Source organism: Mycobacterium florentinum (genome assembly GCF_010730355.1).
In the GTDB taxonomy this organism is placed as follows: Bacteria; Actinomycetota; Actinomycetes; order Mycobacteriales; family Mycobacteriaceae; genus Mycobacterium; species Mycobacterium florentinum.
Map to the genome: position 1 here is coordinate 2,481,568 of NZ_AP022576.1, position 19,011 is coordinate 2,500,578.

Here is a 19,011-nt window from a genome sequence, read left to right on the forward strand (position 1 = left end):
GTTACACCACTGGCGCGCCGTCTTCAGTTGCGGCAGAGGCGATCTCGCTGTCCAACAGCTCAACGATGCGCGCCGTGACGGCGGCCGCGGTGGGGTGTTCCCACAGCAGCGTCGGCGGCAGTGCCAGCCCGGTCTGCTTCTCGAGCTGACGCCGCAGCGCGACCGTCATGATCGAGTCCACGCCGATCTCGACCAGCGGCATCCGGGCGTCGACGCTGTCGGCGGACAGGCCGAGTTCGGCGGCCACCGCGGTGAGGACCTGCTGCGTCACCCATTCCTCGGTGTCCATGTCGCCCGGGCCGACTTGTTCAAAGCCGTTCTGCTGCACCGAATCCGCGGCGACCGCGGCCGCGATGTCGGCAAGGATGGGTACCGACGTGGCATTCGGGAGCACCGGCAACACCACCGGGTTGGCCTCCTGCGACCGCATCGCGACGTCCAGGGCACGCAGCGCGTCGTCGGCGCCGATGGTGTCCATCCCCAGCGCATCCAGTTGCGCGGCAATGTATGCGGAGTCCGAGCCCATCCCGAGGCCGCGCCACGCCGTCCAGGCCACGCTGGTGGTGGCGTCGCCCAGCCCGCGCCGGTGCCGGGCCAGCGCGTCCAGGAAGGCGTTGCCGCAGGCGTAGGCACCCTGGCCGGGAAAGCCGGCCAGGTAGCCGCACGAGGAGTACAGCACCATCCAGTCCAGTTCCCCGGGCGCGAACATCTCGTGCAGGGCGAGCGCTCCGTCGACCTTCGGATGCATGGTCGTGGCGATCTCGTCGATCGTCGTATTCGCAAGGAACACACCGGCTTCCACACCCGCGGCATGAACCACGCCACGCACCGGCGGCAAGTCGGCCAGCACGGAGCGCAGTTCGCCGGCCGCGCCGGGCGCGGCGATGTCCAGGGCGACCGAGTGCACCCAGACGCCGCGCTCCTCGAGCGCGGACACCGCGCGAATCTGGCTTTGATTCTCCGCGGCGGCCCACGCCGAGCGTTCCGGGAGTCCGGACCGGGACAGCAGCACCACGCGGCGCGCACCCAGATCCGCCAACCGCTCGGCGATGCGCAGGCCCAGCACGCCGGTCCCGCCGGTGATCAGGTAGGTGCCGGCCGGTGTGCATTCCATCGCCGGTCCGGTGGCGCCGACGATATTGGCCAGCCGGGCAGTGTGCGCGACGCCGTCGCGAACCACCACCACGGCGTGGCCGCTGAGTGTGGCCAGCGCGCCGAGCGGCAGCCGGTCCTCGGCGAGGTCGAGCACGCCACCCCACAGCGTGGGATGTTCGGCGGCGGCCACCCTCGACAACCCCCACAGCGGCGACCGGCTGACGTCGGTGCCCTCGTGCACACCCTGGGTCAGGGTCCATAGTCGCGCCGAGATGCCTTTGTGCAGAAGCGCTTTGAGGGTCTTCAGCACGGTGTCGACTGCATCGACCGGACTGTCGCCGGCGCGCGGCAACACCAGCACCACGGCGTCGGAGCCCAGCTCGGCGGGGAGATCGGCGGGTGTGGCGCACACCCGGTGGGCGACACCGGCGGCCAACAGGTCGCGTTCGCACCACGTCTGGACGGCGGCATCGCCACCGAGCAGCACCACTTCGGCCGGCGTCGCGTCGACGTCGAAGGGTGTTGGTTGCCAGCCGATTCGGTGTATCACCCGAGACACGTCGCCGCCGGTGTTCTCGAGTTCCTCGAACGCCATCCCGGTGATTTCCACCAGCGGTCTCCCGGTGAGCGAGGCGATGGTGACGTCGGTACTGGTGCCCTGATCGCGTCGTCGGACGTGAAGCAGAATCGAATCGGAAGGCGCGCCAAGGACTCTCATCCGCTCGATGCGGGCGGGCATGCGCAGCCGGGGCGCGCCGTCGAACACCGTGGACGCCACCGAAGTGGCGGCATCGATGAGCCCGGCCCATGTCGACGGGTGTGACCCGTCCGGTTCGGCGCGCACCTGCGCGAGGAATTCGCCGGCACCGGCCCAGAGATCGACCACCTCCCAGCCGAAGCCCATCTCGGCGACACCCAGCTTGGCCAGCTTGTCCACCACACTGTTCGGCGGCAACTGTTCGGCGCACCGGACCCGGACCGCGGTCTCGTCTAGCCGGGGGACCTCGCGATCGTCGGTGACCGAAGCGATCGCGGTGCAGTGCGTCAGCCAGCCGCCGACCTCGGGCCCCTCGTCGTCGACCAGGCGTGTGGCAATGGCAAGCGCCCGATCCTGCAGCACCACTTGCACATCGCGGGTGCGCCCCGGCGCGACGGGGGTGCGCAGATGCACGTCCGTCACATCGGTGCCCGCGGCCGTCAGGAACGTGTTGAGCAGCACCGCGGCCGGCACGATCTCGGTGCCCTGCACCGGATGGTTGCCCGGGTAGGGCCGGGTCGTCATATCCAGCCGCGTCTCCCAGACCCGCGCGGGCACCGTGCCGGTGACCTCGAGCCGGCCACCGAGCAGGGTGTGGCTGTCGGTGTCGTGGACCCCGCGGCCCGCCGGCGGCGCGCTCGGGATCCGCCAGAAGTCGCGGTGCTGCCACTGCGTGCCCGGCAGGTCGGCGGCCCACGGCGTGGCGGAGGCGACACCGTCGCCGGCGGGTGCGCCGTAGCAGTGCAAGGCGGCGACCGCCGCGGCGACCGAACGCCGGGCGGGTTGGTCGCGGCGCAGCACGCCGACGGCGGCATGCTCGTCAATGTCCAAGTGCAGCAACGTTTCCGCGATGGAATGCGACACCACGGGATGGGCCGAGACCTCGAGGAAGAGCCGGTGCCCGTCCTCGGCCGCCGCGGAGACCGCCTCGGCGAAACGGACCCGGTCACGCAGGTTGGCGACCCAGTAGTCCGGACCACGCGGCGCCGGCGACCGCGGGTCGGCCAGCGCGGTGGAGTACAGCGGAATGCCGGCCGGCGATGGCGCCGGCAGCGCAGCGGTGAGCCTTGCCAGGTCGGCGGTGAGCGCGTCCATCGCCGGGCTGTGGAACGCGACGTCGGTTTTGACGCGCCGGACGACCAGGCCCTCGTCGCCCCAGCGGGCGGCCACCTCGTCGACGGCCGCGGCAGTACCGGACACCACGGTCGAGGTCAACGACGCGCTGATGGCCGCGACCACGTCAGTACGGGCGCCGAGCCGCTGTTGGGCATCGGCGAAGGACAGCGGCACCAGCGCCATCGCACCCTCGCCGATCACCTTGCGGAATCCGCGGGCGCGGTAGCACGCCACGGCGGCTCCCTGCGCCAGGCTGAAGACGCCCGCGGTCACGCACGCGGCGACCTCGCCGACGGAGTGACCGATCACCGCCGCGGGGCGCACGCCTCGCTCGCGCAGCACCGCGGCCAGGCCGACCTGCATGGCGAAGGTCAGTGCCTGCACCTGGTCGGTGCCGCCCAGTTCACCCGAGGTCAGCGCCTCGCGCGCGGAGAAGCCCAGTTCGGCGCCGAAGATCGGGTCGATCGCGTCGATCACGGCGGCGAACGCCGGTTCGCCGGCCAGCAACTCCTGGCCCATCTGCGGCCAGTGCGAGCCGTGGCCGGAGAACACCCACACCGCGCCCTCGGACGCGGCGGGCAGCACGCTGCCGCGCACCAGCGCGGCGTCGCGCCCGCCGGCGGCCAGCGTGCTCAACGCGTCGAGAAGTTCCCCGGTGCTTTCGGCGACCACGGCCGCGCGCACCGCTTCGTGGCTGCGGCGGGCCCACTGGGTCGCGGCGATTTCGGGCAGGGAGATCGCCCGGTCGCCGAGGTGCTCGGCCAGCGCCGTGGCGTGCGCGGCCAGCCTGCTCTCCGAGCGGCCCGACAGCGGAATGACCACCGGCACAACCGGTTCCGCGGGTTGCGGTGCGACCCTCGACGCGGGTGGCGCCTCCTCGAGTAGCACGTGCGCGAGCGTGCCGCCGTAGCCGTAGCTGCACACCGCCGCCCGGCGGGGATGGCCGGGCCGGCGCGACCAGGCCTGCGACTCGGTCGGCACCCGCAGGCCGCTGGTGTCCCAATCGACGGCCGGGGTGAGATTGCGTACGCCCGCGGTCGGCGGAATCCGCTGGTGGTGCAGGGCCAGTACGGCCTTGATCAGGCCGACGGCGCCGGCACCGCCCTCGAGATGACCGGTGTTCGGTTTGACTGAGCCGACGAGTGCCGGGTCATCGTCGGGCCGAGCGGCTCCGTACACCTCGGCCAGCGCCGCGACTTCGACGGGATCGCCTGTGGGAGTACCGGTTCCGTGTGCTTCAATGAAGTCGACGGTGGCCGGGTCGATGTCGCAGGACCGGCAGGCCAGCCGAAACAGATCGGCCTGGGCGGCGCCGTTGGGCGACATGATGCCGACCGTGCGACCATCCTGTGCGACCGCTCCCCCGCGGACCACGGCCAGCACCCGGTCACCATCGCGCACGGCGTCGGCGAGCCGCTTGAGCACCACCACGGCCGCGCCCTCACCGCGACCGTAGCCGTCGGCCGACGCGTCGAAGGTCTTGCAGCGGCCGTCGGGGGCCGTCGCGCCGGCCTGATCGAGCACGCGGGTCAACCCGGGGCCGATCAGCGCGCTGACGCCGCCGGCCAGGGCCAGCGCCGTCTCGCCGGAGCGCAACAGTTGGCAGGCCTGATGCACCGCAACCAGCGAGGCCGCGCACGCGGCGTCCAGCGCGACGCTGGGCCCGCGCAGATCGAGTAGGTGGGACACCCGGTTGGCGATCCCGCACAGCGAGGTGCCGATGCCCGTCCAGGCCTCGATGCCGGGCAGGTCTTCCATCAGCAGCTTGCCGTAGTCGTCGGAGTTCACGCCCATCAGCACGGCGGTGTCACTGCCGGCCAGCGACCGGGGCGGCACCCCGGCGTGTTCGAGCGCCTCCCAGCTGACCTCGAGGGCCAGCCGCTGCTGCGGGTCCATCAATTCGGCCTCGCGCGGGGAGACACCGAAGAACTCGGCGTCGAATCCCGCGAGGTTGTCGATGAAGGTGCCCCACGGTGTGGTCTCCTTGAGCACCGCGGCGTTGCGCGGGTCACGCCACAGGTAGGGCTCCCACCGCTCGGCGGGCACCTCACGCACCGCACTGCCGCCGGCCAGCAGGAAATCCCAGAAGGCCTGCGCGGTGGTGACATCACCAGCCAGGCGGCAACCGAGGCCGATGACGGCGATCGGTTCCGGCATCGCGTTTGTCGTCACACTCGGTGCCGAAAGTTGGTCATTGGAGCCACCATTCATTGTCATGTCAGTTAAATCCCAAGTGCGCCAGCGCGTTCATGCCTGTGTCAGACTGGCGACTATTTGTTTTTTGTCCACCTTGCCCACCGCGGTCTTGGGCAGCGAACGCATCGCCTCCAGCACGTCCGGCTTGCTGTGCACCGAGACGCCGCGGCCGTCCAAGAATCCGTTGAGCTCGGCCAGGGTGACCGGCTTATCCTTGAAAACTATTGCCGCGCAGATCTTTTCACCAAGGTACTGATCAGGCAGGGCGACCGCCGCCGCGTCGGCCACGGCCGGATGCGCGTGCAGGTGCTCTTCGAGGTCGGACGCCGAGACGGTCTCGCCACCCCGGTGGATGACGTCCTTGATCCGGCCGGTGACCTCGACGTACCCGGCCCGTGGTCCGTCGGCGAAGATCCGCACCCGGTCGCCGCTGCGGTAAAAGCCGTCGGGGCTGAACGAGCGGGCGTTGGCCTCGTCGGCGCGGTAGTACCCGTTGATCGTGTACGGCCCACGCACCAGCAGCTCGCCCTCCTCGCCGGGGGCCACCTCGTCGCCGTTCTCGTCGACGACCTTCATCTCGTCGTCGGGCGACATGGGCCGGCCCTGCAGGTTGTCCACCACGTCGACGGGGTCACCGGGCCGGGTGAAGTTCAGCATCCCCTCGGCCATCCCGAAGATTTGCTGCATGCCCGCCGTCAGGTTCTCCCGGATGAACCGCGCCTCGTCGGGCAGCAGCCGCGATCCGCCGACCTGGACCACCCGCAGCGAGGCCGGCAGCACCGGCTCCCAATCGCAGGCCTGGGCCCACAGCTTGGCGAGCGCGTTGACCAGACCCGTGACGGTGACCCGGTGCCGGTCGATCAGCGCGAAGCAGGCTTCGGGGCTGGGATCGTCGGTGAAAACCGTAGGGGCGCCGACGGTCATGGCACCCAGCAGCCCCGGGCAGGCCAGCGGGAAATTGTGCCCGGCCGGCAGGACCACGAGGTAGGCGTCGTCGCCGGTCATCCCGTAGGCCGCCGCGCACGCCGACGCGTTGTAGCGGTAGTCGTCGTGAGTCCGGGCGATCAGTTTGGGCAGCCCGGTGGTGCCGCCCGACACCAACAGCAACGCGGGCAGGCCCGGGTCCGGCGCCACGTTTGCCCGGACGTCCGGGCCCGCGTAGTTCTGCACCTCGGACCACGCCCGGAAATCGCCGGGTTCGCCGTCGACGAGCACCTTCGTCAACTGCGGCCGCTCGCGGACCAGCGCGGTGGCCAGCTCGCGGTAGTCGAAGCCGCCCGCCTTGTCGGTGATCACCATCCCAACCGCACCGCTGACGTCGGCGAAGTGACTCAGCTCGGCGGTGCGGTGGCCGGGCAGACACATCACCGGCACCACACCCGCGCGCAGCAATCCGAACAGCGCCAGCGCGAACTGGCAGGAGTTGGGCAGCTGCAGCAGGACCCGGTCGCCGGCGGCAAAGCCGAGGTTGGTCAGGCCGCCGGCGATACGATCGGCCAGCGCGTCGAATTCGGCGAAGGTGTAGTTGGTGTGGGCATCGGCGATGCCGCGGCGATCCGGCCAACGTTGCGCGGCCTCGCGCAAGATGGAGTCCAGCGGCAGCCCCGCCCAATAGCCGGCCCTCCGGTAGGCGTCGGCCCGGTCGCCCGGGAACGGGACGAATCCCGTTGCGAGGTCAACACTTTCGTCGTGTTTGACCTCGGCATCGGGATGGAATCCGGTGCTCATCGCGGTTAGCGCCCTTTCAGGGTAATTTAAGTCCGCAAACAAATATAGGGTAGCCTCCGCATAGTTAGGACAGCCTTCACTAATTGTTGAGAGGTTTCACACAATGGGTCGCGCCGCGACGAGCGCACTGAACGTTCGAGAGCAAGTCGCCGAACTGCTCGGCGTCACCCCCGACGCACTGGACCCCGAAGCCGACCTCATCGCCTCCGGACTCGACTCGATACGGATGATGTCGCTGTCCGGGCGGTGGCGCCGGCAGGGCATCGACATCGGTTTCGCATCCCTGGCCGAGAACCCCACCGTATCCGCATGGACGCGGCTGGTCGCGGCGCTCGGCGAAAGCGCGAGCGAGAGCGCTACCACCGACGAGCAGCCCGAAGCCCCGCACGACGATGACGGCGGCGACACCTTTCCCCTGGCACCCATCCAGCACGCATTGTGGCTGGGCCGCAACGAAGAACAAGCGCTCGGCGGCGTGGCCCCGCACCTGTATGTGGAGTTCGACGGCGCCGGCGTCGACCCGGAAAAGCTGCGCACCGCCGCGGCAGCGCTGGCCCGCCGCCATCCGATGCTGCGCGTGGAGATCCTGCCCGACGGCACCCAGCGGATCACCGACCGCACGCTGCCGGTCGAGGTGGTCGACCTGCGCGACCTCGACGCCGCCGGTGCCGAAGCGCGGCTGGCCGAGATCCGGGACGCGAAATCTCATCAGATCCTGCACGGCGAGGTCCTCGAAATCGCGCTGACGCTAATGGCCGACGGGCGCACCCGGCTGCACGTCGACATGGACATGTCGGCCGCCGACGCCGTCAGTTACCGCAACTTCATGGCCGACCTCGCCGTGTTCTACCGCGGCGGCGACCTGCCCGAGCTGGGCTACACCTATCGGCAGTACCGGGCCGCGCTGACGGCCGCCACCTCGGTGTCCGAGGCGGACCGTCAGTGGTGGGCCGAGCGGGTGCCGGACCTGCCCGAACCGCCGTCTCCCCCGCTGGTGCCACCGTCCGAGCAGGCCAATCCGCGCCGCAACATCCGGCTCTGGCACTACTTCGACGCCGACATCCGCGAGGCGCTGTTGGCCGCGGCGCACAAGCGCGGCATCACCCCGGCGATGGCGATCGCCGCGTCCTACGCCGGGACGCTGGCGCGCTGGTCCACCAATTCCCGATTCCTGCTGAACCTGCCGATGTTCGGCCGCGAGCCGTTCCACCCCGACGTCGAGAAACTCGTCGGCGACTTCACCACGTCGCTGATGCTCGACGTCGACCTCACCGACGCACCGACCGCGGCGGCCCGGGCCCGCGTCTTGCAGGAGTCGCTGCACGCCAGCGCCCAGCACTCCAGCTATTCGGGGCTGTCGATCCTGCGCGACCTGACCCGGCATCGCGGCATGCCCACGCTGGCGCCGTTCGTGTTCACCAGCGGACTCGGGCTCGGCGACCTGTTCGACGGCGAGGTCACCGAACAGTTCGGCAAGTGCGTCTGGCACATCTCGCAGGGGCCGCAGGTGTTGCTGGACTCCCAGGCCACGCCGTTCGACGGCGGCCTGCTGGTCAACTGGGACGTCCGCGCGGACGCGTTCCGGCCGGGCGTGGCCGACGCGATGTTCGCCTACCACGTCGCCGAGCTGATCCGGCTGGCCAACGACGACGACGCCTGGGAGGCACTCGACCCGCCCGCGCTCCCGCCCGAACAGCGCGCCCTGCGCGCCACGCTCAATGGCGTGACCACCGTGCCGAGCGCAGAAGCGTTGCACCACGGCTTCTTTCGCACCGCCGCCGCGCATCCCGATGCGCCCGCGGTGTACAGCAGCCTGGGCGACCTCAGCTATGCGCAGTTGCGCGAGCAGGTCCTTGCCGTGGCTGCGACGTTGCGGGCACGCGGGGTGGGACGCGGCGACGCGGTCGCGGTGCTGGGCCCCAAGACCGCAGAACAGATCCCGGCGCTGCTGGGCATTCACGCCGCCGGTGGGGTGTACCTGCCGATCGGCGTCGACCAGCCGGCCGACCGTGCCGCGCGCATCCTGGGCGGCGCGGGTGTGCACTCGGCGCTGGCGTGCGGGCCGCGCACGCCCGGGCTCGACGAACTGCCGGTTCCCGCGCTGACCGTGTCGGAAGCGATCGCGCAGGGCCTGCCCCGAGTCGACGACACCGAGCCGTCCGCCACCGATCCCGCCGACGTGGCCTACGTGCTGTTCACCTCGGGCTCCACCGGCGAACCCAAGGGCGTGGAGGTCAGCCACGACGCCGCGATGAACACCGTCGAGTTCATCAACTCCCACTTCGACATCGGCGCCGACGATCGATGCCTGGCGCTGTCCACGCTGGAATGCGACATCTCGGTGCTGGACATCTTCGGCATGCTGCGCGCGGGCGGCTCGATCGTGGTGGTCGACGAGGAACAGCGGCGCGACCCCGACGCCTGGGCGCGGCTGATCGAACAACACCGGGTCACGGTGCTGCACTGGCTGCCCGGCTGGCTCGAGATGCTGGTCGCGGTGAACTCGGGACGGATCTCCTCGGTGCGCGTGGTGCCCACCGGCGGCGACTGGGTGCGCACCGAGATGGTGCGCGCGCTGCGCGCCCAGGCGCCGGGGGTCCGGGTCGCCGGACTGGGCGGCGCCACCGAAACGGCCATTCACAACACCATCTGCGAGCCCGGCGAGTTGCCGCCGCACTGGGCCGCGGTGCCGTTCGGCCACCCGCTACCGAACAACGCTTGCCGCGTGGTGGCGGCGGACGGGTCCGACTGCCCGGACTGGGTTCCCGGCGAGTTCTGGGTCAGCGGGCGCGGCATCGCCCGCGGCTACCGCGGCCGGCCGGACCTGACGGACGGCAAGTTCGTCGAGCACGACGGCAAGAACTGGTATCGCACCGGCGATTTGGCGCGCTATCTACCCGACGGAACGCTGGAGTTCGTCGGCCGCGCCGACCACCGGGTCAAGATCAGCGGCTATCGGGTCGAACTCGGCGAGGTCGAGGGAGCGCTGAACCGGCTGGAGTCGGTCGACGGTGCCGTGGCCGCGGTGATCCCGGTCGCAGGGGACGCCAAACGCGAGCAGTTGGCCGCTTTGGTCCGGGTCACCGATCCCGCGCTGACGCCGGCGCAGCTGACGGCAGCGGTTTCCGGATTCGTTCCCCCGCACATGGTTCCCGACCTGATCGTGCTGGTCCCCGAGATCCCGTACACGGTCGGCGGCAAGATCGACCGCAAGGTGGCCGGCGAGCGGCTCGCGCTCGCCGTGCAGGAGCGCGCCGCCGATACCGCGACGGGTCAACGGGCCGCGTCGACGCCGCTGGAACGGGCGCTGGCCGATATCACCGCCGGCCTGCTGCGGGTCGCGTCGGTGAGCGCCGACGACGATTTCTTCGGCCTCGGCGGAGATTCGGTGCTGGCCACCCAACTGGTCGCCCGCGTGCGCGCCTGGCTGGACACGCCAACCGTGATGGTTGCCGACATCTTTGCCGCGCGCAGTGTGTCGGCGCTGGCCGCGCTGCTTCAGGGCCGCGAAGCGGGCAGCGACCGACTGGCCCAGGTGGCCGAGGTCTACCTCGAGGTGGCGGAGATGGAGCAAAACGAGGTGGCCTCCGCACTGGACTCCCCGGCGTCCTGACAACGGGCAATTTCGTCGAATTCCTCACTTGACCTGCTGCTTTGCGGCGGGAATGTGGTACGCCCATGACCCCTTGCCGAAACTGTAGCCATCCGACTACACTCGGGCTTAGTCAACTGACTACACCCGATGTTCAATCAAGGACTACTGCCATGACAGACCAGATAACCGTCACCAAGCTGGGCAGCCGGATCGGCGCTCGGGTCGACGGGGTGCACCTCGGCGGGGACCTCCACCCGGCCGCCGTCGAGGAGATCCGCCGGGCGCTGCTGACCCACAAGGTCATCTTCTTCCGGGGTCAGCACCACCTCGACGACCAGCAGCAGCTGGCATTCGGTGGGTTACTGGGCACACCCGTCGGGCACCCGGCGGCCGGCGCGCTCGCGGCCACCGGGGCACCGGTCATCACCCCGATCAACTCGGAGTACGGCAAGGCCAACCGCTGGCACACCGATGTCACGTTCGCCGCGAACTACCCGGCGGCCTCGATCCTGCGCGCGGTCACCCTGCCCAGCTACGGCGGATCGACGCTATGGGCCTCGACGGCCGCGGCCTACGAGGACCTGCCCGAGCCGCTCAAATGCCTTGTCGAAAACCTGTGGGCACTGCACACCAACCGCTACGACTACGTGCCCGCCGAGGCCACCCTGGCGATGACCGACGCGCAGCGCGCGTTCCGGCAGGCGTTCGAGAAGCAGGACTTTCAGACCGAGCACCCGGTGGTGCGGGTGCACCCGGAGACCGGTGAGCGCACCCTGATCGCGGGCAATTTCGTGCGCAACTTCGTCGGCCTGGACAGCCACGAGTCGAGCGCGCTGCTGGAACTGTTGCAGCAGCGAATCACCAAGCCCGAGAACACCATTCGCTGGAACTGGGAGGCGGGCGACGTCGCCATCTGGGACAACCGGGCCACCCAGCACCGGGCGATCGACGACTACGACGACCAGCCGCGGCTGATGCACCGGGTCACCCTGATGGGCGATGTGCCGGTCAACGTGCACGGCGAGCGCAGCCGGGTGGTCAAGGGCGCGCCGCTCGAGGTGATCGCGAGCTAGCCCGCGGTCGAGGTGACCGGATCGATCGGCAGCCAGCGCAGTGCGCCGGGCGCGTCGGCCGGCACCACCGGGTACTTCGGCGCGATCGGGTCCAGCCGGCGGTAGGTATCGCCCTGCAGCGGCCGCTCATCGTTCTCGCCCTTGTTCGGCCACAGTGAGGCGGCCCGCTCGGCTTGCGCGGTGATCGACAGCGACGGGTTGACGCCCAGATTCGCCGAGATCGCGGCGCCGTCCACCACCAGCAGCGACGGATAGCCGTAGACGCGGTGGTAGGGGTCGATGACTCCGTGCTCGGGGCTGTCGCCGATCACCGCGCCGCCGAGGAAGTGCGCGGTCAGCGGAATGTTGAACAGCTCGCCCCAGGTCCCGCCGGCGACGCCGTCGATCTTGTCCGCGATGCGCCGGGTGACCTCGTTGCCCACCGGGATCCACGACGGGTTCGGCTCGCCGTGCCCCTGCTTGCTGGAATACCAACGGATGCCCAGCTTTCCGCGCTTGGTGAATGTGGTGATCGAGTTGTCCAGATGCTGCATGACCAGCGCGATCACGGTGCGCTCGCTCCAGCGGCTGGGATTGAGCAGCCGCAGCATCTTGCCGGGATCCGCACCGGCGTTGTCCAGCAGCTGCCGCCAGCGCGGCACGTCGGTGCCTTGCGGGCCGGGGCCGTCGGTCATCAGGGTCTGCAGCAGCCCCATCGCGTTGGAGCCCTTGCCGTAACGCACGGGTTCGATGTGGGTATCGGCGGTCGGGTGAATCGACGACGTGATCGCCACCCCGTGCGTCAGATCCAGGTCCGGTGAGACTTCCAACCGCCCGGCGCCGACGATCGACTCCGAGTTGGTCCGGGTCAATACGCCCAAACGTGTTGAGAGACGAGGCAATCGGCCCGAATCCCGCATCTTGAACAGCAGATGCTGTGTCCCCCAGGTGCCGGCGGCCAGGATCAGGTGGCTCGCCGTGTAGGTGCGCCGGTCCCGGCGCAGCCAGCTTCCGGTGCGGACGGTGCGGACCTCCCACAGCCCATCGGAACGCTGCTCGAAGTTCTTCACCGTCGTCATCGGAATGATTTGCGCCCCAGCTGATTCCGCGAGACCCAGGTAGTTCTTCAGCAGCGTGTTCTTGGCGCCGAAGCGGCAGCCCGTCATGCAGCAGCCGCATTCCAGGCAGCCGGTGCGGTCGGGGCCCACGCCGCCGAAGAAAGGATCCGGCACCGTCTTTCCGGGCGTCTTGGTCCCGTCGGGCCCGAAGAACACCCCGACCGGGGTGGGCACGAAGGTGTCTCCGCAGCCCATCTCGTCGGCGACCTCCTTGACGATCCGGTCGGCGTCGGTGAAGGTCGGGTTCTCCACCACGCCCAGCATCCGCTGCGCCTGCCGGTAGTGCGGCATCAGCTCACTGCGCCAGTCGGTGATGTGGCGCCACTGCTGATCGTTGAAGAACGGATCCGGCGGCACGTAGAGCGTGTTGGCGTAGTTCAACGACCCGCCGCCGACCCCGGCGCCGGCCAGGATCATCACGTTTTTGAGCGGGTGAATCCGCTGAATGCCGTAGCAACCGAGCCTGGGCGCCCAGAGGAACTTGCGCAGATTCCACGACGTCTTGGCGAACTCGTCGTCGGCATAGCGGCGGCCGGCTTCCAAAACGCCTACGCGGTAACCCTTTTCGGTCAACCGGAGCGCGGTGACACTGCCGCCGAACCCCGAACCAATGATCAGGACGTCATAATCTGGCTTCATCCCCACCAGTATGAACTTACCGGCCAGTAACGAGCTAGCCCCTAAATCCCTACGGTCAGGCCGACCTTCTGGAATTCCTTGAGGTCACAGTAGCCGGCCTTGGCCATCGATCGGCGCAGGCCACCGAGCAGATTCAGGCTGCCGAACGGGTCGTCGGAGGGTCCGTTGAGCACCTGTTCGAGCGGCGGCCGCTCGCCGACGGCGATCTGCAGCAGCGCCCCGCGCGGCAACGACGGGTGTGCGGCCGCGGTGGGCCAGTACCAGCCTCCGCCGAGCGCCTCATCGCTTTCGGCCAGCGGGGTGCCCAGCACCACCGCGTCGGCACCGCAGGCGATGGCCTTGGCCAGCTCGCCGGAGGTGTGGATGTCACCGTCGGCCAGCACGTGCACGTACCGGCCTCCGGTCTCGTCGAGGTATTCGCGGCGGGCGGCGGCGGCGTCGGCGATCGCGGTGGCCATCGGCACGCTGATGCCCAGCACCTCGTCGCTGGTGGTGACACCCCGGGTGGAGCCGTAGCCGACGATGACGCCGGCGGCGCCGGTGCGCATCAGGTGCAGCGCGGTGCGGTGATCGAGTACACCACCGGCCACCACCGGCACGTCGAGTTCGGAGATGAAGGTCTTCAGGTTGAGCGGTTCGCCGTTGGAGGCGACCCGTTCGGCCGAGATGATCGTGCCCTGGATGACCAGCAGGTCGATGCCGGCCTGCAGCAGCACGGGGGTCAGTGCCTGCGCATTTTGCGGGCTCAGGCGGACCGCGGTGGTCACCCCGGCCTCGCGGATGCGGGCCACCGCGGCGCCCAGCAAGTCCGGGTTCAGCGGCGCCGCGTGCAGTTCCTGCAGCAGCCGGATCGACGCCGACGGTTCGGGCTCCTTTTCGGCGGCCTCGACCAGCTGCGCGATCTTGGCCTGCACGTCGGCATGCCGGCCGATCAGCCCCTCGCCGTTGAGCACGCCCAGCCCGCCGAGCCGGCCCAGCTCGATCGCGAACTCCGGCGACACCAACGCATCGGTCGGGTGCGCCACGACGGGGATCTCGAACCGGTAGGCGTCCAGCTGCCAGGTGGTCGACACGTCCTGCGACGAGCGGGTACGGCGGGACGGGACGATGCTGACTTCGCTGAGCTCGTAGGTGCGACGGGCGACTCTGCCCATCCCGATCTCGACCATGTTGAGTTCGCTGCTCACCGCGCGTAGTAGTTCGGTGCTTCGACGGTCATCGTGACGTCGTGGGGATGGCTTTCCTTGAGCCCGGCCGAGGTGATCCGGACGAACTGCGCCTGCTGCAGCACCTCGATGGTGGGCGAACCGGTGTAGCCCATCGCGGCGCGCAGGCCGCCGGTCAGCTGGTGGATCACCGACGACAGCGGGCCGCGGAACGGCACCCGGCCCTCGATGCCCTCGGGCACCAGCTTGTCCTCGGAGAGCGCGTCGTCGGCGAAGTAGCGGTCCTTGGAGTAGGACTTGGCTCCGCTGCGGCCCGCCATCGCGCCCAGCGACCCCATGCCGCGGTAGCTCTTGAACTGCTTGCCGTTGACGAAGATCAGCTCGCCGGGCGCCTCGGCGGTACCGGCCAGCAACGAGCCCAGCATGGCCGTCGATGCGCCGGCGGCCAGCGCCTTGGCGATGTCGCCGGAATACTGCAGTCCGCCGTCGGCGATGACCGGCACCCCGTGCGGTCCGCAGGCCGCGACGGCTTCCAGGATCGCCGTGATTTGAGGCGCGCCGACCCCGGCCACCACCCGGGTGGTGCAGATCGAGCCCGGTCCCACGCCGACCTTCACCGCGTCGGCGCCGGCCTCGACCAGCGCCAGGGCGGCCGAGCGGGTCGCGACATTGCCGCCGATGATCTCGACCTTCTCCCCGACTTCGGCCTTGAGTTTGCCGACCATTTCCAGCACGGTGCGGTTGTGCGCGTGCGCGGTGTCCACGATCAGCACATCAGCCCCGGCGTCGACCAGCATCATCGCGCGGACCCAGGCGTCACCGCCGACGCCGACGGCGGCGCCCACCAGCAGCCGGCCGTCGCTGTCCTTGGTGGCCAACGGGTGTTGTTCGGTCTTGACGAAGTCCTTGACGGTGATCAGCCCGGTTAACCGCCCGTGGCCGTCGACGATGGGGAGCTTCTCGATCTTGTTGCGGCGCAACAGGCCCAGCGCCGCGTCCGCGCTGACACCCTCGCGGGCGGTGATCAGCGGGGCCTTGGTCATCACCTCGGAGACCGGCCGGGTCTGGTCGACCTCGAACCGCATGTCGCGGTTGGTGATGATCCCGACGAGCGCGCCGGAGTCGTCGACGACGGGCAGGCCGGAGATGCGGAACCGGGCGCACAGCGCGTCGACCTGGGCCAGCGTGTTGTCCGGCCGGCAGGTGACCGGGTCGGTAACCATGCCGGCCTCCGAGCGCTTCACCATCTCGACCTGGCCGGCCTGTTCGGCGACCGGCAGGTTGCGGTGCAGCACGCCCATGCCGCCGGCCCGGGCCATCGCGATGGCCATCCGGGACTCGGTGACGGTGTCCATCGCCGAGCTGACCAGCGGCACCCGCAGCCGGATCTTCTTCGTTAGCTGGCTCGACGTGTCGGCGGTGGCCGGAACCACATCGGAAGCCGCGGGCAGCAGCAATACATCGTCGTAAGTCAGGCCCAGCATGGCCACCTTGTGCGGGTTATCTCCCCCGGTCGGCACGGCTTCGTCGGCCAGACCGCCGACGCGCAGGTAGGGGCTTGCGACCAGGTCGGAGCTGTCTTCGAGGTGGGACGTGCCACGGGACATCGGTGAAACCCTCCATACGCGCGCGGAGCGAGAAACCCATCCTATCGGTCCCGGGCGTCGGGGAGTTGCACCCGTTGGCGCGCCGCCCGGGCCAATCGGCGCGGGTCTGCCTGCTGGCGTTACCACGGCCTGGCTGCGTAGGCTAGGGGCGTGCGTGACCACCTCCCCCCGGGTTTGCCACCCGACCCTTTCGCGGACGACCCATGTGACCCGTCGGCGGCGCTGGACGCCGTCGAGCCCGGACAGCCGCTGGATCAACAAGAGCGCATGGCGGTCGAGGCGGACCTGGCCGATCTGGCCGTGTACGAAGCACTGTTGGCGCACAAGGGAATTCGCGGACTTGTGGTCTGTTGCGACGAGTGTCAGCAGGACCACTATCACGACTGGGACATGCTGCGGGCCAACCTGCTGCAACTGCTGATCGATGGCACCGTCCGCCCGCACGAGCCCGCCTACGACCCGGAGCCGGACGCCTACGTCACCTGGGATTACTGCCGCGGATATGCCGACGCCTCGCTCAACGAGGCGACGTCGGACGCCGACGGATTTCACCGGCGCCACTGAGCGATTGAGCTGCCTGTTTTCTTAGGGCGTATTACCGGGCGCGACCGATGACTAGTGCCGGTGGTGACTCGGAGCAGGACTTGGGGTTTGGCTGGGCGCGGGCAGGGTTGCGCTCGGGGTGATTGCCTTCGGAATCGACGAAACCTGGGACTGCGGAGCCGGAAGCACCGCGGAGCTCGGCGCGGGTGCGGCCGGCGGGAGCGTCGCGTTCGGATCCCGCGAATCGACTTTCGCGTTCAGCAGATCGATCTCGTCCAGCAGCTCTTTTCGGCCGGCGCTGTCGTTCAACGACTGCACGGTGCTGCTGACTTCCGCCAGCTGATTCTCGGCCTGGGTCCATTGACCCTTGTCGATCAGTTGCTGCACCTTCGCGAGATCCGCCTTGGCGGACAACATGGTCTGGTTCTGGTTGACCCGGGGCTCGTCGAAGAACATCGAGTGCAGGCCGTAGAGCGTCCCACCCGGACGCGCCTCGACCACCATGGCGCCGAACCCGCTGAGGGCGATCAACGTCGCCGCCACCGAGGCGACCGTTGCCAGGCCGCGACGGCTGCGCCGCTGCTCGATCATTCCGGCGCGCAGCGCCCCCACGGCTTCCTCCGGCGACACCAGCGCACTGGCCGGTGGCCAGCGCAAGTCGTCGCGCCAGTCCCCCAGCAGGGCGGCCAGCGCGTCGTCGTTGGGATCGTCGACGTCGATCGGCTGACGTTCGGCCAGCGCATCAAGGAGCAGATCGGTCCGGCTCAACTCGTCGAGCCCCGGTCGGTCTGTGAAACCAGATTCAGGCATAGTCCCCCGCCGCAACCATCTCGGATTTGAGCCGCGACAAAGCTCGGTGCTGTGCTACCCGAACGGCTCCTGGTGTCGCGCCGACGGCGGCGGCAGTCTCTTCCGCAGAGAGGCCGACGACGACGCGAAGGATCAGAATCTCGCGTTGCTTGGCGGGAAGGATGTCGAGCAATTCGTTCATCCGGCTGACCGAGTCGGCTTCGAGAGCGCGCTGCTCGGGGCCCGCCTCGGACGACCAGCGCTCGGGAACGGATTCGGACGGGTAGGCGAGATCGCGGCCGGCAGCGCGATGGGCGTCGGCCACTTTGTGCGCCGCAATGCCATATAGGAAGGCCAGAAAGGGGCGTCCTCGATCGCGGTAACGCGGCAGGGCCGTAAGCGTCGCCAAGCACACCTCCTGAGCCACATCGTCGGCTGTCAGGCCACCCCGCTCGACGGTGCCGACTCGCGCCCGGCAATATCGCACCACAATCGGGCGGATGGTCTCCAGCACCTCCCGTAGGGCGTTTCCGTCTCCCGCTACGGCTTCGGCAACCACAGCGTCGAGACGTTCACCTTGAATTGTCATCGACGGCGGTATCTCCAACGTTACAAACCGGACACATCGCGGGCTAACTCTCTCGATGACAATAACGGCCGAAAGCCGTTTCAGCCGGAAGGCCACGTTCCACCGGCGCGCCGCACCTGGCCTGCGCAGATATCCCTAATTTCAGCCATTTTGGGCGCGGAAATCGTGACGCTGCCGATATCAAACAGCAAGCAGGCCGATGCCCATCGCAGCGGTATCAGCCCCAGACGGCCGGTGGCGTCCAAAGCGACCTCGCCGACGGTGCGGGCGTGGTCGATCGCGCCCGCACTGCACAGCGCGGCGGCGAGCACCACGTCGCTCTTGACCCGGTGCCGCTCCGAGCCGTATTTCATGGCCCGCGCGAGCTCGACGGCTTGCTCGGCATGACGGACGGCGGCCGCGCCGTCGCCGCGTGCCATCGCCAATTCGGCAGCCACCCATCGTCGGCGCACCGGCAGCCGCTCAGGCACGCCCGCCGCCAACTCCAAGTCCGCGCGTGCCAACAATGTTGCGGCTGCACCGAAACGGCCGACGCCCAATGCGTCGGCCGCCAGTCCGATCAGCGCATCGGCGCGGGCTTCGGGATCGCGGCCCGCCAGCGCGAGGGCACGACCGTCCCAGCCCCGGGCCCGCGCGTGCCAACCGAGTTGGCGCAGAAACGATCCCTGCGTGCTGTGGGCCAGCGAGACCAAGCGGCCGGCCGAAACGCTGCGCCGTAACACCGCGAGGTCTTGGTAGGCGCTGCCGTAGCGGCCCTGCCCGCCGGCCGCGACGGCACGCAGCCAGAGTTCGCTTGACGTGGTCGCCGTCGGCAGCGGCCAACGGTCCGGCTGGTCTCCGAACGCGGCCGCGGCCAGCGTCGGGTCAACCGTCGAAGTGTGACGAGTTTCAATCACGGTGATAGTAGTAAACAGTTCGTGCTGTTGGTGTTACTGAAATGTTAATCACGATCAGCTCTGTAATAAATGGCTCTTCCTGGTCCTTGTGCTCTGAGCTGGGAAATCTCGGTTTGATCAAGTGC

Annotated in this window: 11 protein-coding genes; 3 read left to right on the forward strand and 8 right to left on the reverse strand. The window is 69.3% G+C overall.

Annotation, left to right across the window (positions count from 1 at the left end; genetic code table 11):
• Position 1: 1 nt before the first annotated feature.
• Entirely contained in the window at positions 2 to 5,125 is a 5,124-nt protein-coding gene (locus tag G6N55_RS11565; RefSeq protein ID WP_232078980.1) for a type I polyketide synthase, read from the reverse strand.
• Between the two features lie 90 nt (positions 5,126 to 5,215).
• The gene (locus tag G6N55_RS11570; protein WP_085219652.1) at positions 5,216 to 6,892 is read right to left on the reverse strand and encodes a (2,3-dihydroxybenzoyl)adenylate synthase; all 1,677 of its coding nucleotides are present in this window, start codon (positions 6,890 to 6,892) and stop codon (positions 5,216 to 5,218) included.
• A 103-nt stretch (positions 6,893 to 6,995) separates the two neighbouring features.
• Here G6N55_RS11570 and G6N55_RS11575 point away from each other — a divergent pair, with 103 nt between their 5' ends.
• Together G6N55_RS11575 and G6N55_RS11580 are read left to right on the forward strand one after the other, a co-directional pair.
• Entirely contained in the window at positions 6,996 to 10,505 is a 3,510-nt protein-coding gene (locus G6N55_RS11575) for a non-ribosomal peptide synthetase (RefSeq protein WP_085219651.1), read from the forward strand.
• Between the two features lie 152 nt (positions 10,506 to 10,657).
• Positions 10,658 to 11,560, forward strand: a complete 903-nt coding sequence (locus tag G6N55_RS11580) for a TauD/TfdA dioxygenase family protein (RefSeq protein WP_085219649.1) — start codon at positions 10,658 to 10,660, stop codon at positions 11,558 to 11,560.
• Here the strand turns inward: G6N55_RS11580 and G6N55_RS11585 are convergent.
• The 3 genes from G6N55_RS11585 to guaB are packed head-to-tail and all read right to left on the reverse strand — an operon-like array spanning position 11,557 to position 16,069.
• Positions 11,557 to 13,296, reverse strand: a complete 1,740-nt coding sequence (locus G6N55_RS11585) for a GMC oxidoreductase (protein ID WP_085219647.1) — start codon at positions 13,294 to 13,296, stop codon at positions 11,557 to 11,559. The two genes, G6N55_RS11580 and G6N55_RS11585, sit on opposite strands and share 4 nt — an antisense overlap.
• Positions 13,297 to 13,337: 41 nt before the next feature.
• Positions 13,338 to 14,465: a GuaB3 family IMP dehydrogenase-related protein gene (locus G6N55_RS11590; RefSeq protein ID WP_085219693.1), complete on the reverse strand. Its 1,128-nt coding sequence runs from the start codon at positions 14,463 to 14,465 to the stop codon at positions 13,338 to 13,340.
• Between the two features lie 14 nt (positions 14,466 to 14,479).
• Positions 14,480 to 16,069, reverse strand: a complete 1,590-nt coding sequence (gene guaB / locus G6N55_RS11595; protein WP_085219645.1) for an IMP dehydrogenase — start codon at positions 16,067 to 16,069, stop codon at positions 14,480 to 14,482.
• Positions 16,070 to 16,219: 150 nt separating this feature from the next.
• On the opposite strand from guaB, the gene G6N55_RS11600 reads away from it, so the two are divergent.
• Positions 16,220 to 16,633, forward strand: a complete 414-nt coding sequence (locus G6N55_RS11600) for a DUF5319 domain-containing protein (RefSeq protein WP_003879523.1) — start codon at positions 16,220 to 16,222, stop codon at positions 16,631 to 16,633.
• Positions 16,634 to 16,684: 51 nt separating this feature from the next.
• On the opposite strand, the gene G6N55_RS11605 is transcribed toward G6N55_RS11600, so the two are convergent.
• The 3 genes from G6N55_RS11605 to G6N55_RS11615 form a co-directional block, all read right to left on the reverse strand.
• Complete coding sequence (locus G6N55_RS11605) at positions 16,685 to 17,422, reverse strand: anti-sigma-D factor RsdA (protein ID WP_085219643.1); 738 nt, start codon at positions 17,420 to 17,422, stop codon at positions 16,685 to 16,687.
• Complete coding sequence (locus G6N55_RS11610; RefSeq protein ID WP_085219641.1) at positions 17,415 to 17,990, reverse strand: sigma-70 family RNA polymerase sigma factor; 576 nt, start codon at positions 17,988 to 17,990, stop codon at positions 17,415 to 17,417. Before G6N55_RS11610 ends, G6N55_RS11605 begins: the two co-directional genes overlap by 8 nt.
• A gap of 80 nt (positions 17,991 to 18,070) precedes the next feature.
• Positions 18,071 to 18,886, reverse strand: coding sequence for a hypothetical protein (locus G6N55_RS11615; RefSeq protein WP_085219640.1), 816 nt, complete (start codon positions 18,884 to 18,886; stop codon positions 18,071 to 18,073).
• Positions 18,887 to 19,011: the final 125 nt, after the last annotated feature.

Bases quoted from the DNA above. Each gene is read 5' to 3' on its own strand.
- G6N55_RS11565 (WP_232078980.1), bottom strand. From the start codon at position 5,125: ATGCCGGAACCGATCGCCGTCATCGGCCTCGGTTGCCGCCTGGCTGGT.
- G6N55_RS11570 (WP_085219652.1), bottom strand. From the start codon at position 6,892: ATGAGCACCGGATTCCATCCCGATGCCGAGGTCAAACACGACGAAAGT.
- G6N55_RS11575 (WP_085219651.1), top strand. From the start codon at position 6,996: ATGGGTCGCGCCGCGACGAGCGCACTGAACGTTCGAGAGCAAGTCGCC.
- G6N55_RS11580 (WP_085219649.1), top strand. From the start codon at position 10,658: ATGACAGACCAGATAACCGTCACCAAGCTGGGCAGCCGGATCGGCGCT.
- G6N55_RS11585 (WP_085219647.1), bottom strand. From the start codon at position 13,296: ATGAAGCCAGATTATGACGTCCTGATCATTGGTTCGGGGTTCGGCGGC.
- G6N55_RS11590 (WP_085219693.1), bottom strand. From the start codon at position 14,465: ATGGTCGAGATCGGGATGGGCAGAGTCGCCCGTCGCACCTACGAGCTC.
- guaB (WP_085219645.1), bottom strand. From the start codon at position 16,069: ATGTCCCGTGGCACGTCCCACCTCGAAGACAGCTCCGACCTGGTCGCA.
- G6N55_RS11605 (WP_085219643.1), bottom strand. From the start codon at position 17,422: ATGCCTGAATCTGGTTTCACAGACCGACCGGGGCTCGACGAGTTGAGC.
- G6N55_RS11610 (WP_085219641.1), bottom strand. From the start codon at position 17,990: ATGACAATTCAAGGTGAACGTCTCGACGCTGTGGTTGCCGAAGCCGTA.